We start from the raw sequence: 12,670 nt of genomic DNA, 5'->3' as shown, positions 1-12,670 counted from the left end.
GCACCAGTCAACGTCCTGCCTGCTTTCCTTTACTTAACGAAACCCACATTGTCTGGAGTGTGGCTAGGGGCGTATGTTTCGCCCGAATCTACAGGAATTAAAATGAGCGAAAGCTTTGCAGAACTCTTTGAAGAAAGCCTGAAAACCCTCAATCTTCAGCCGGGTGCGATCATCTCCGGTATCGTTGTCGACATCGACGGCGACTGGGTTACCGTACACGCTGGCCTGAAGTCCGAGGGCGTCATCCCGCTCGAGCAGTTCTACAACGAAGCTGGCGAGCTGACCATCAAGGTCGGTGACGAAGTTCACGTTGCGCTGGACGCGGTCGAAGACGGCTTTGGCGAAACCAAACTGTCCCGTGAAAAAGCCAAGCGCGCCGAGTGCTGGATTGTTCTGGAAGCAGCTTTCGCCGCCGAAGAAGTGGTCAAGGGCGTTATCAACGGTAAGGTTAAGGGCGGCTTCACTGTCGACGTTAACGGCATCCGTGCGTTCCTGCCGGGCTCCCTGGTTGATGTCCGCCCTGTGCGCGACACCACCCACCTGGAAGGCAAAGAGCTGGAATTCAAGGTCATCAAGCTGGACCAGAAGCGCAACAACGTTGTCGTTTCCCGTCGCAGCGTGCTGGAAGCCGAGAACAGCGCCGAGCGCGAAGCCCTGCTGGAAACCCTGCAGGAAGGCCAACAGGTCAAAGGTATCGTCAAGAACCTCACCGACTACGGCGCCTTCGTGGACCTGGGCGGTATCGACGGCCTGCTGCACATCACCGACATGGCCTGGAAGCGCATCAAGCACCCGTCGGAAATCGTCAACGTTGGTGACGAAGTCGACGTTCGCGTTCTGAAGTTCGACCGTGAGCGCAACCGCGTTTCCCTGGGTCTGAAGCAGATGGGCGAAGATCCGTGGGTTGCTATCACTTCGCGCTACCCAGAAGGTACTCGCGTACAGGCTCGCGTTACCAACCTGACCGACTACGGCTGCTTCGCTGAGCTGGAAGAAGGCGTTGAAGGTCTGGTACACGTTTCCGAAATGGACTGGACCAACAAGAACATCCACCCGTCGAAAGTCGTTCAGGTTGGCGACGAAGTGGAAGTCATGGTTCTGGACATCGACGAAGAGCGTCGTCGTATCTCCCTGGGCATCAAGCAGTGCAAGTCCAACCCATGGGAAGACTTCTCCGGCCAGTTCAACAAGGGTGACAAGATCACCGGTACCATCAAGTCGATCACCGACTTCGGTATCTTCATTGGTCTGGACGGCGGCATTGACGGCCTGGTTCACCTGTCCGACATCTCCTGGAACGAAACCGGCGAAGAAGCCGTGCGTCGTTTCAAGAAGGGCGACGAGCTGGAAACCGTCATCCTGTCGGTCGACCCAGAGCGCGAGCGCATCTCCCTGGGCATCAAGCAGCTGGAAGACGATCCGTTCTCCAACTTCGTTGCTGTCAATGACAAGGGCGCTATCGTCAAGGGCATCGTGAAAGAAGTTGACGCCAAAGGCGCCATCGTCACTCTGGCCGACGACATCGAAGCCACTCTGAAAGCTTCCGAAATCAGCCGTGACCGCGTTGAAGACGCGCGTAACGTCCTGAAGGAAGGCGAAGAGATCGAAGCCAAGATCATCAGCGTTGACCGCAAGTCCCGCGTTATCAGCCTGTCGATCAAATCGAAAGACGACGCTGAAGAGCGCGAAGCTATCCAGAGCCTGAAAAACGCTCCGGAAGCTGCTGCCGACACCACCATGGCTGCGCTGCTGCGCGAAGCAATGGCCAAGCAGAACTAAGTTCTGTTTGATCGGTAAAAAAAGGGTGGCCTTCGGGCCACCCTTTTTTTATGCCTGAATTTCCTTCGCGCCAGCGTCGCCCCTTGTGGGAGCCGGCTTGCCGGCGATGGGCTGCCAGGCAGCCCTACGCTAGTTTCCTGCATCCCGATCTTGAATTTTTTTATTAAGTCAAGATCCACCCTGTTCAAATCCCTCCCGGCGTGCTACAAACTGATTAAGCAATGATCTAGCTGCTTGATAACGAAGGGAAAAATATGACGAAGTCGGAGCTGATCGAACGTATTGTCACCCATCAGGGGCTGCTCTCGTCCAAGGACGTCGAGCTGGCCATCAAGACCATGCTTGAGCAGATGTCCCAATGCCTGGCCACTGGCGATCGCATCGAGATCCGTGGTTTTGGCAGCTTTTCCTTGCACTATCGCGCACCGCGGGTAGGGCGTAATCCCAAGACCGGCCAGTCGGTCGAGCTCGAAGGCAAATTCGTGCCGCATTTCAAGCCGGGCAAAGAATTGCGTGACCGCGTCAATGAAGACGAGCACGAGCACCCTTGAGCGATGAAGGAGCAGTCTGATGCGTAACCTCAAGCGCGCCCTGGCGGCGTTGTTCGTGCTGCTGTTGGCGGCTGTGGTGCTGTTCTTTGTGCTGGAGAACCAGCAGGCGGTGTCGTTGGTGCTGTTTGGTTGGTCGGCGCCGGCGTTACCCGTTGCTGTGCCGGTACTCGCTGCCTTGGTTGTGGGGTTGGCGGTAGGGCCGCTGCTGGGGGCCTACGGCGTGCAGCGCAGCAAGCGCAAGATTCGTGCCTCGGCGCGGCAGGCGGCATTGAGCAGTAATTAACGAGTTTTCTTACGCTTTCGTAGGAAAATATCACCTGTGCGCGGCGCCTTTGAAATGGGGTAATTAAGTACCTCATTTTTCGGCCTAGGCGAGTGTGCAGTTTAATGGAATACCCCTGCCTTTCTCATCATGGTGGCACCCGCGGTGTTACCGGGTCTTGCCACCAGTTGCACCTCGACGCGTCAACTAGCCTGTTGGTCGACTGCGGTCTGGAGCAGGGTGAGGAAGCACCCTCTGGCGCTGCGTCTGCGCCGATCGGTTTTGCCATTGGCGCGATCCGCGCACTCGTCATCACTCATGTTCACCTCGATCACGTCGGCCGCATTCCGGCGCTGCTGGCGGCAGGATTTCGTGGGCCTATTCTCTGCAGCGAGCCCTCGGCCAAATTGCTGCCGCTGGTGCTTGAAGATGCATTCAAGCTAGGGGGCAGCGCCGAGCCTGCGCAAGTTGCCCGCTTTCTGGCTGTGTTGCAGCGGCAGGTCGTAGCTTTGCCTTTCGAGCAGTGGTACCTCGTCATTGAGCAGGAAAGTGTCGCCTGTTCCATTCGCTTGCAACGTGCCGGGCACCTGCTGGGGTCGGCCTATGTCGAGTGCGATGTGCGTTTTCCAGGTAAGGAGCCCAGCTCGCGGGTCGTGTTCTCCGGCGACCTCGGCCAGCCAGGCAATCCGCTTTTGAGGTCAGTGAAACCGCCTGAGCGAGCAGATATTCTGGTTCTGGAAAGTACCTATGGTGACCGTGTGCATGCTGATCGCAGTGATCGGCAGGCGCGTCTGGAGGCTGTGATCGATCGGGCGCTGGCGGATCGGGGCACAGTGCTCATTCCGGCATTCAGCCTTGGCCGGACACAAGAGCTGCTGTACGAGATCGAGGATATTCTGCACCGCAGGTCGCTGCTTCATGAGCATGCTGTGGGCGCTGCCGATGACTCGTTGCACAACATGATCGACTGGCCGCGCTTGCCGGTCATACTCGATTCCCCTCTGGCGCAGCGAATCACCAAGGCCTACGTGGAGTTGCATGAATACTGGTATTGCACAGCCAGGCAGCGATTGAGCGAAGGTAGGGCGCCTCTGAAGTTTGAACAGCTGGTTTGCGTGGAGAGCCATTCGCAACATTTGCAGGTTGTAAATTACCTCAAGAGCACGGCGCGGCCGGCGATTGTGATCGCTGGAAACGGGATGTGCTCAGGGGGACGTATTGTCAATTACCTCAAGGCGATGCTCGGCGATCCGCGGCATGAGGTGGTGTTTGTCGGTTATCAGGCGAAAGGGACGCCGGGGGCGATGCTGCAGGCAGCGGCGGGGGTGCAAGGGGATGTGCAGGTTGAGTTGGGTGGGGAGGTAGGCGCCCTGCGCGCCAAGGTGATCACGCTAGAGGGTTACTCCGCTCACGCAGACCAGGTTGCACTCGTTGATTATGCGCTGGCTGGTAAGGCGCAAATCCGTAATATCGTTTTGGTGCACGGGGAGCGCACCGCCAAGCAAAGGCTTGCTCAAGCAATTATCTGGCAGGCAAACAAAATGGGTCTGCAAGTCGAAATTTCTATTCCTTGATTCTGGCGTTCTTCAGGTGGCAGCTTGTTTGGACGGGGTTGTTGAAGCCCGTCAGATGGTATGCCATGACGCATCTTTGAGGTCGCTCACTTACGTCTTGCGATAGCTGAAGCGCCGCGTCACAATCGATGGTCGCCGTCTCAGTTCGGGGGTCGGTGGAGAGGCGTCGAAGCGTTGTCATTTCGCCTCCCTAGAGTGATTAACGCTAAAGGTGTAGCCAGCTTAAAGCGTTGATGAAATGATGCTAGTCTCGATTGCCGGGCTGGTGGCGTGCGACAGGCGCCACTCGGGCCTTGGAAGCTGGCACGGAAAGACGGACCCAAGGAATAACAGAATAAAATGCGTATTGAACGTGAGCAGCTGGGTTACAACGAAGAAGTTGATTTCATGGATTTGATGAGGGGGCTCTGGAAGCAAAAATTCCTGCTGGTTGTCACGACGCTCCTCACAACTTTAGCAGCAGTTATCTATGCGTTCATGGCAACACCTGTATATGAGGCTCGCCTGTTCGTTAAACCCCCCACGCAAAACGATATTTCACAGCTTAATGTCGGGCGCAATGGCGAAGGGGAGCGGGTGACCGCTAAAGGTGTATATGAATCGTATCTGCAAAACTTGCAGTCCGAATTGCAGCGCCGTGCATTCTTTCGTGACATTTATCTCCCAAGCTTGAATGAACAGGCAAGGAAGGGTTCACAGGACGAACTTTATTCCGAATTTGGCAAAGCACTGCAAGTGAGAATGGTCGGCCCGGACGCGCCTAACCGTTACTACGTGGCCGTGCGTGCAACGGATCCCCAACTGGCCGCTACCTGGGCGGAAAAGTACGTACAGACTGCCAGTGACCGAGCCAAGCGTGAATTGATTGCGGATGCCAAGGCGGATGCGTTGATCAAGGCCGGCAACCTGAAACAAAGTATCTTTGCGTCCAGGGAAAGCGCGCGCAAGCAGCGTGAAGACCAGATTGCCCTGTTGACCGAAGCCTTGAAAGTTGCCAGATCTGTCGGGCTGGAGAAGCCACCGATCATTTCCAATACCTTGTCGAATGAAGTTTCGGCGGGTATGGATGGTGCCTTGGTTTACATGCGCGGCAGCAAGGCGCTGGAGGCCGAGATCTCGAACCTGCGTGCGCGGACCTCGGATGATCCGTTCATCACCGACCTGCGTTCGCGTGAAGAGGCGTTGACGTTCTACAACAACCTGGAAGTAAAAGACTCGGTGTTCGAGGTTTATCGCCAGGATGGTGGCGTTGAGGCACCGGATCGCCCGGTCAAGCCCAATAAGCTGCTTATCATCGCACTGGGGATCATTGGCGGCCTGTTCATCGGCGTTGTCATTGCAGTCATGCGCGGATTGACTACCCGTTCCAAGGCATAAGTTCGTCGGCAAGTGACATTGGATGCGGCGGCAAGGCTCGCCGTGACGTGTGTCACTTCGCCATTGCTTGCCGGTCGGGCTCCGGCTTATGGCTTGAACAAATCACGTGTCCGCTGTTCGGTATGTGTTTCATTCAGGTGGTGCCCTATCATCGCCTGGCTGCTCTGATCGTATAGGTCATTTGACTTGGTAGGGTGGCAGCCGCGCCGGCTGTCGGATGTTCATCCTTTTCGAAAAGATGGTAGTCGAATGACACTCAAGGTTTTAAGCGTTTTTGGTACTCGGCCCGAAGCCATCAAAATGGCTTCTCTGGCGCTGGGCCTGCAGGCTGATGCCCGGTTCGAATCGAAGATCTGCGTGACTGGCCAGCATCGGCAGATGCTCGATCAGGTGCTTGAACTGTTCGAGCTGACCCCTGACTATGATCTGAAGATCATGAAGCCGGGGCAGGATCTCACCGACGTTACCGTTGCCATTTTGCAGGGGTTGAAGGCTGTCCTGGCCGAGTTCAAGCCTGACATCGTACTGGTCCACGGTGATACGGCCACGACTTTCGCCACGTCGCTCGCAGCCTATTACCAGCAGATTCCGGTCGGCCATGTCGAAGCTGGCTTGCGCACCGGCAACCTGTATTCGCCCTGGCCCGAAGAGGCCAATCGCAAGCTCACCGGGGCATTGAGCCAGTTGCATTTCGCGCCGACGAGCCAGTCGCAGGCCAACCTGTTGGCTGAGGGGGTGGCCGGCGAGAGCATTCATGTAACAGGCAATACGGTGATCGATGCGTTGCTGGAAGTGACCCGCAAATTGCAGCGACCCGACCTGGCGAAAGCCTTCGCGGAAGAATTTTCCTATCTCGACCCTTCGCGTCGCCTGGTCCTGGTTACTGGGCACCGTCGCGAAAGTTTCGGTGATGGATTCGAAAGGATCTGCAAGGCACTGGTGCAGATAGCCCAGGACTGCGCCGATGTGGAAATTGTCTATCCGGTGCACTTGAATCCCAATGTCAGGGAGCCAGTGAATCGTCTTCTCAAAGGTGTGCAGAACATTCACTTGATCGAGCCGCTGGACTATTTGCCTTTCGTCTACCTGATGAATCGCTCGTATCTGATCCTCACCGACTCGGGAGGCGTTCAGGAAGAAGCGCCTTCTCTCGGCAAGCCGGTGTTGGTCATGCGTGACACCACCGAGCGGCCGGAAGCAGTCCAGGCCGGTACGGTTCGCCTGGTGGGTACCGACCTGCAGGCCATTATCAGCAATGTAGAAGAACTGCTCGGGGATGATACCGCTTATCAGCGTATGAGCGTCGCCCATAACCCTTATGGAGATGGGCAGGCTTGTGCCCGCATCATTGAAGTTCTCGCCAATTTCAAAACAAGGTAGTGCTATGAGTATTTCTAAGGTTTCCGTCGTTGGTTTGGGCTACATAGGTCTGCCTACAGCCGCCGTGTTCGCTTCGCGCAAGATCGAAGTCATCGGGATCGATGTCAATCAGCACTGCGTTGACACCATCAATCGAGGCCAGATCCATATCGTTGAACCCGATCTGGACATGGTCGTGCATGCTGCCGTGACCGAAGGGTATCTGCGCGCCAGTACCGTCCCGGAGCCTGCCGATGCCTTCCTCATTGCCGTACCTACGCCGTTCAAGGAAGGCTTCAAGCCTGACCTGAGCTACATCGAGTCGGCCAGCAAAGCCATTGCGCCAGTGCTCAAGGCCGGAGACCTGGTCATTCTGGAGTCCACCTCTCCGGTGGGTGCTACCGAGCAGATGGCCGCCTGGCTGGCCGAAGCCCGTCCTGATCTGAGTTTCCCTCAGCATGCAGGCGAAGCCTCGGACATTCGTGTTGCCCACTGCCCGGAACGCGTGCTCCCTGGTCATGTACTGCGTGAGCTGGTGCAGAACGACCGGGTTATCGGCGGCATGACTGAAAAATGCTCCGAGGCTGCGCGGACCCTGTACAAGACCTTCGTGGAAGGTGAGTGCGTATTGACCAGCGCGCGCACTGCCGAGATGTGCAAACTGACGGAAAACAGCTTCCGCGATGTCAACATTGCGTTTGCCAACGAGCTGTCGATCATCTGCGAGAAACTCGACGTCAATGTCTGGGAGCTGATCCAGCTGGCCAACCGCCACCCGCGGGTCAACATTCTCCAGCCTGGCCCGGGCGTGGGTGGGCACTGCATTGCTGTCGACCCATGGTTCATCGTCGATTCCGCCCCTGATGAAGCGCGCCTGATCCGCACTGCCCGGGAAGTGAACGATTCCAAGCCGGCCTGGGTAATAGACAAGCTGTACGCCGCGATCGGTGATCACCTGAGCCGCAACCCCGGCAAAACCGCCAAGGATGTGGTCGTCGCCTGCTTCGGCCTGGCATTCAAGCCCGACATCGATGACCTGCGCGAAAGCCCGGCGCTGGAAATCTCCAAGGAAGTGGTCGAGCGCCATGCGGGCAAGGTCATCGTGGTCGAGCCGAACATCAAGGCATTGCCGGCCAAGCTGGAGCAGGCCGAGCTGTGCACGGTCGCTGAGGCCATCGAACGCGCCGACATTCTGTTGCTGCTGGTGGATCACAAGCCGTTCAAGGACATTCCGGCGCAGTCCCTCCAAGGCCTGCAGGTTGTCGACACCCGCGGAATCTGGCGCCTATGAACATTCTTCCGGTGATCATGTCCGGGGGCTCGGGTACGCGCCTCTGGCCGCTGAGCAGGACGTTGTATCCCAAGCAGTTCCTGGCCATCTTCGGCCGCGAGACACTGTTCCAGCAAGCCATCAACCGGCTGATGAAAGTCAAGCCGGCTGGGTTCGAGCTGCTGCCTCCCTGCATCGTGGCCAACGATGAACATCGTTTTCTCTGCCTGGATCAATTGCGTGAGATCAAGGTAGAGCAAGGTGCGTTGGTGCTTGAGCCGCTGGGCCGCAATACCGCTCCAGCGCTGACCCTGGCTGCACTGCATGGCAGAGATTCGTCGCAATCGCAGGACGATCCGGTGATGGTCGTCATTCCGGCAGACCAGACCATCCATGATGTAGACGTTTTCACTCAGGTGGTCGGCAAGGCCGTGCAAGCCGCCACGCAGGGCGCGATCGTCACCTTGGGTATCCAGCCCGATCGCCCTGAGACCGGGTACGGCTACATCCACTCGAAGGACGTGGCCGAGGTCAAGAGCGTCGACTCGTTCGTCGAGAAGCCCGACCTTGCCACTGCCGAGCAATACCTGAAGGCCGGCAGCTACTACTGGAACAGTGGCATCTTCATCCTGCGGGCTTCGGTGTGGCTGCGGGCGCTGAAGCACTATCGCCCGGACATCATGGAGGCCACCGAGGCTGCGTGGGCGAAGCGGACTTCGGATAACGGCTTCGTGCGGCCGCAGCAGGAAGCCTTCGAGGCCATCCCTGCGGAGTCCATCGACTATGCGGTGATCGAGCATTGCACGCGCGCGCCGCTGGAAGGTGTGGAGCTGAAAATGCTGGCGATGGACGCCGGCTGGTCCGACCTGGGCGCCTGGGACGCGGTGTGGCGGTCGGGCGACAAGGACGACCGGCAGAACAGCACCCACGGCGACGTGATCCTCGACTCCAGCTCGGACACCTTGGTTTATGCCTCCCATCGCCTGGTAACCGCCGTTGGCCTGGAAAACATGGTCATCGTTGAAACACCCGATGCTGTGCTGGTCGCCGACAAGGCGCGCTGCCAAGGCGTCAAGGCTATCGTCGAGGCCTTGGGCCGTGAGGCGCGTAGCGAGTCCAGGCTCCATCGTCGCGTGCACCGCCCCTGGGGCTGGTATGACAGCATTGATGCGGGCTCGCGCTTTCAGGTCAAGCGCATCCTGGTCAAACCCAAGGCAACCCTTAGTCTGCAGAAGCACTACCACCGTGCAGAGCACTGGATCGTGGTATCCGGCACCGCCGAGGTGACCTGCGAGGATAAGGTGTTTCAGTTGAACGAGAACCAAAGTACCTACATACCGGTTGGTCACGTCCATCGACTTGCCAACCCCGGCACCATTCCTCTGGAAATCATCGAGGTACAGTCGGGGAGCTACCTGGGCGAGGACGACATCGTCCGGTTCGATGACACCTATGGCCGTGTATAGGCTTGATTTCTAGTGGAGTTGCAAATGCAAAAAAGTGCGCTGGTTACAGGTATCACAGGTCAGGATGGGGCGTACCTCGTCGAATTGCTGCTGAGCAAAGGTTACAAGGTTTACGGCACCTATCGTCGGACCAGCTCGGTCAACTTCTGGCGCCTGCAGGAACTGGGTGTGCTTGGCCATGATGATTTGCAGTTGGTCGAATTCGACCTGACCGATCTGGCTGGCATCATCCGCCTGCTGCAGAAGGTTCAGCCGGATGAGGTCTATAACCTTGCCGCGCAGAGCTTCGTCGGCGTCTCCTTCGACCAGCCGATCACCACTGCACAGATCACTGGCGTGGGTGCGCTCAACCTGCTTGAAGGCATTCGTCTGGTGAATCCGAAGATCCGTTTCTATCAGGCGTCCACGTCCGAAATGTTCGGCCTGGTGCAGGCAGTTCCGCAATCCGAGAGCACCCCGTTCTACCCGCGCAGCCCGTATGGCGTTGCCAAGCTGTTCGCCCACTGGACCACCATCAATTACCGTGAGTCCTACGACATCTTTGCCACCAGCGGCATCCTGTTCAACCATGAGTCGCCGCTGCGTGGGAAAGAGTTCGTGACCCGCAAGATCACCGACGCCGTGGCCAACATCGAGGTCGGCAGCCAGCAGGTATTGGAACTGGGCAACATGGATGCCAAGCGCGACTGGGGCTATGCCCGCGAGTATGTCGACGGCATGCACCGGATGCTGCAGGTCGACAAGCCCGACACCTTCGTGCTGGCCACCAACCGCACCGAAACCGTGCGCGACTTCGTCAGCATGAGCTTCAAGGCAGTGGGCGTCGACATCGAATGGCGTGAAAGTGGCGAGAAAGAGTTCGGCGTAGACCGCCGCACCGGCATCACCCGCGTCAAGGTCAACCCGCAATTCTACCGCCCGGCCGAAGTCGAGCTCTTGATTGGTGATGCATCCTTGGCCAAGGAGCGTCTTGGCTGGGCGCCAAATACCACGCTTGAACAGTTGTGTCAGTTGATGGTTGAAGCTGACCTGAAGAGGGCCAAGCATGGCACGTCGTTCTGACAAGACTGTCCTGATCACTGGCCTTTCAGGGTTTACCGGTGCGCACCTTGCGCATCGGCTCACCCAGGATGGCTGGCGTATCGCCGGGCTCGGTGGCCGTCGCCTGGACTGCGAAGCAGAGCACCTGGACGCGGATCTCAATGATACCGGTCGACTGGCCGAGTGGATCGGCAAAGTCCAACCGACCCACGTGATTCACCTCGCGGCATTGGCCCATGTCACGGCAAGTGATGCGCTGTCGTACTATCGCGTGAATGTCCTTGGCACGGAGAGCCTGCTCACGGCATTGCAGGACAGCGGCGCTGCACTGGAAAAGGTGGTCATCGCCAGCAGTGCCAATATTTACGGCAATGCCTTGGTCTCACCGATCGTTGAGAGCAGCGAAGCGCGCCCGATGAACCACTACGCGGTCAGCAAGCTGGCCATGGAAGCGCTGGTGCGCAAGTGGTTCACGCGCTTCCCGATGCTGGTGACCAGGCCGTTCAACTACACCGGGCCTGGGCAGTCGGAGGCGTTCGTGTTCGCCAAGATTGTCGCCGCGTTTGCTCGCCGCCAGGACGAACTGACCCTCGGCAACCTGGATGTCTCGCGCGACTTGTCCGATGTGCGCTATGTGGCTGAAGCCTATGCCCGCATGCTGGAGTGCGACGCCGAAGGCGAGTTCGTCAACATCTGCTCGGGCCGCAGTGTCTCCCTGCTCGAGGTCATCGATGAAATGTCCCGCATCGCCGGTTATCGCCCGCAGGTGCGGGTCAACCCTGCGTTTGTCCGGGCCGATGAAGTCAAGGAGCTCTTCGGCAGTCCAAGCAAACTTTACGATGTCGTGGGAAAACTAGAAGTGCCAAGCCTGCATGAGACGTTGCAGTCCATGTACGAGTGGAACCTTCAGGCTCAAGGCAACTGACTGACAACGGATTGGTGTAACTGTGCGTATATGTTTCTTTGCCAACATGTCGGCTCACGCGAACTGGCGTGAGATGTTTGACAAGGTCGAGTTCTATCGGGTCGACATCAGAATTCTCAAGGAGCTGGGGCATGAAGTCGTGCTTTCCGGCTCTCCGTCGACGCTCGACTGGAAGGCTGACCTTTACTACTGCTGGTGGTGGGGGCACTCACCTTTCCCGTTGCTGGCGGGCAAGCTGCGACGCAAACCGGTCGTGGTGACCGGCGCGTTCGACTACTCGACATGCCGCAAGGAAATCCCCGGCATGTGCTACCTGGATCGGCCGCTGTGGCAGAAGGCCGTGCTGCGCGCTTCGCTGCGCTTGGCGGACCGCAACCTGTTCATCTCCAGGTCCGAGTATGACGAGGTCACCCGTAACCTGCCGGTGAAGAACCCGGTCTACGCCACGCTGGCAGTCGATACCGACTACTACTCGCCGGCAGCCGAGCCCGTGGCAGCATCCGACTACTTCTTCACGGTGACCTGGACCAGCCGCACCAACGCCATCCGCAAGGGCCTGGTGCCAAGCATCGAAGCCTTCGCACGCTTCGCCAAGGACCACCCGAATATCCGCTTCGTCATCGCCGGCAAGCACGGCGACTACCTGCCGCAGTTGAAGGACCTGGCCCAGCGGCTTGGCGTAGGCGATAGAGTCGAGTTCGCCGGGATGATTTCCGATGAGGAGAAGCTCAACCACTACCGCAATTGCCTGGCCTACGTGCAGCCGACCCTGTACGAAGGTTTCGGCCATGCCATTGGCGAAGCCGTGGCCTGTGGTGCACGGGTCATTACCTCTCCACGTGGTGCGGTGCCGGAAGTGGCGGGCGCGTTCGCCAATTGGGTGCAGCCCGACAGCCCGGAGGAAATCGCCGCAGCCATGCAGAAGGTGCTGACCACACCGGTAACCCGTGAAGATGCCATGGCCAGGCATCGCTGGATCAGCGATAACTATTCGATCAATGCGCGCCGTGAAGCGCTAAAGAGCATTCTGGATTCCTTGTAAGGCTACGGAGGAAATCGTTGAGTG

11 protein-coding genes are annotated in these 12,670 nt (G+C 58.2%); all 11 read left to right on the top strand.

Annotated features, from left to right (window positions below; all coding sequences use genetic code 11):
* Positions 1-102 precede the first annotated feature (102 nt).
* Positions 103-1,779 (top strand): 30S ribosomal protein S1, encoded by a 1,677-nt coding sequence (gene rpsA / locus ACIPZB_RS20015; RefSeq protein ID WP_008095150.1) that lies wholly within the window; start codon positions 103-105, stop codon positions 1,777-1,779.
* 254 nt (positions 1,780-2,033) lie between these two features.
* Complete coding sequence (ihfB, locus tag ACIPZB_RS20010; RefSeq protein WP_008095149.1) at positions 2,034-2,330, top strand: integration host factor subunit beta; 297 nt, start codon at positions 2,034-2,036, stop codon at positions 2,328-2,330.
* Positions 2,331-2,349: 19 nt separating this feature from the next.
* A complete protein-coding gene (locus ACIPZB_RS20005; protein WP_400642272.1) occupies positions 2,350-2,613 on the top strand; it encodes a LapA family protein in 264 nt (87 codons plus the stop codon).
* A gap of 104 nt (positions 2,614-2,717) precedes the next feature.
* Positions 2,718-4,166 carry an MBL fold metallo-hydrolase gene (locus ACIPZB_RS20000; protein WP_400642270.1) on the top strand — a complete coding sequence of 483 codons (1,449 nt, stop codon included), beginning with the start codon at positions 2,718-2,720 and terminating at the stop codon, positions 4,164-4,166.
* Positions 4,167-4,505: 339 nt separating this feature from the next.
* Positions 4,506-5,543 carry an LPS O-antigen chain length determinant protein WzzB gene (locus ACIPZB_RS19995; protein WP_400642268.1) on the top strand — a complete coding sequence of 346 codons (1,038 nt, stop codon included), beginning with the start codon at positions 4,506-4,508 and terminating at the stop codon, positions 5,541-5,543.
* 249 nt (positions 5,544-5,792) lie between these two features.
* Entirely contained in the window at positions 5,793-6,923 is a 1,131-nt protein-coding gene (wecB, locus tag ACIPZB_RS19990; protein WP_400642266.1) for a non-hydrolyzing UDP-N-acetylglucosamine 2-epimerase, read from the top strand.
* Positions 6,924-6,927: 4 nt separating this feature from the next.
* The gene (wecC, locus tag ACIPZB_RS19985) at positions 6,928-8,193 is read left to right on the top strand and encodes a UDP-N-acetyl-D-mannosamine dehydrogenase (protein WP_400642265.1); all 1,266 of its coding nucleotides are present in this window, start codon (positions 6,928-6,930) and stop codon (positions 8,191-8,193) included.
* Positions 8,190-9,638, top strand: a complete 1,449-nt coding sequence (locus ACIPZB_RS19980; protein WP_400642264.1) for a mannose-1-phosphate guanylyltransferase/mannose-6-phosphate isomerase — start codon at positions 8,190-8,192, stop codon at positions 9,636-9,638. Before wecC ends, ACIPZB_RS19980 begins: the two co-directional genes overlap by 4 nt.
* A gap of 24 nt (positions 9,639-9,662) precedes the next feature.
* A complete protein-coding gene (gene gmd / locus ACIPZB_RS19975; RefSeq protein WP_400642263.1) occupies positions 9,663-10,700 on the top strand; it encodes a GDP-mannose 4,6-dehydratase in 1,038 nt (345 codons plus the stop codon).
* On the top strand, positions 10,684-11,604 hold the full coding sequence (locus tag ACIPZB_RS19970) for a GDP-mannose 4,6-dehydratase (protein WP_400642262.1): 921 nt from the start codon (positions 10,684-10,686) through the stop codon (positions 11,602-11,604). The genes gmd and ACIPZB_RS19970 overlap by 17 nt, the downstream gene beginning before the upstream one ends.
* 73 nt (positions 11,605-11,677) lie before the next feature.
* On the top strand, positions 11,678-12,646 hold the full coding sequence (locus ACIPZB_RS19965) for a glycosyltransferase (RefSeq protein WP_400642261.1): 969 nt from the start codon (positions 11,678-11,680) through the stop codon (positions 12,644-12,646).
* The last annotated feature ends 24 nt before the right edge of the window (positions 12,647-12,670 follow it).

The sequence above is a fragment of the Pseudomonas sp. NPDC089396 genome (genome assembly GCF_044749545.1).
GTDB lineage: Bacteria > Pseudomonadota > Gammaproteobacteria > Pseudomonadales > Pseudomonadaceae > Aquipseudomonas.
This window is presented reverse-complemented; position numbering and strand designations above follow the sequence as displayed.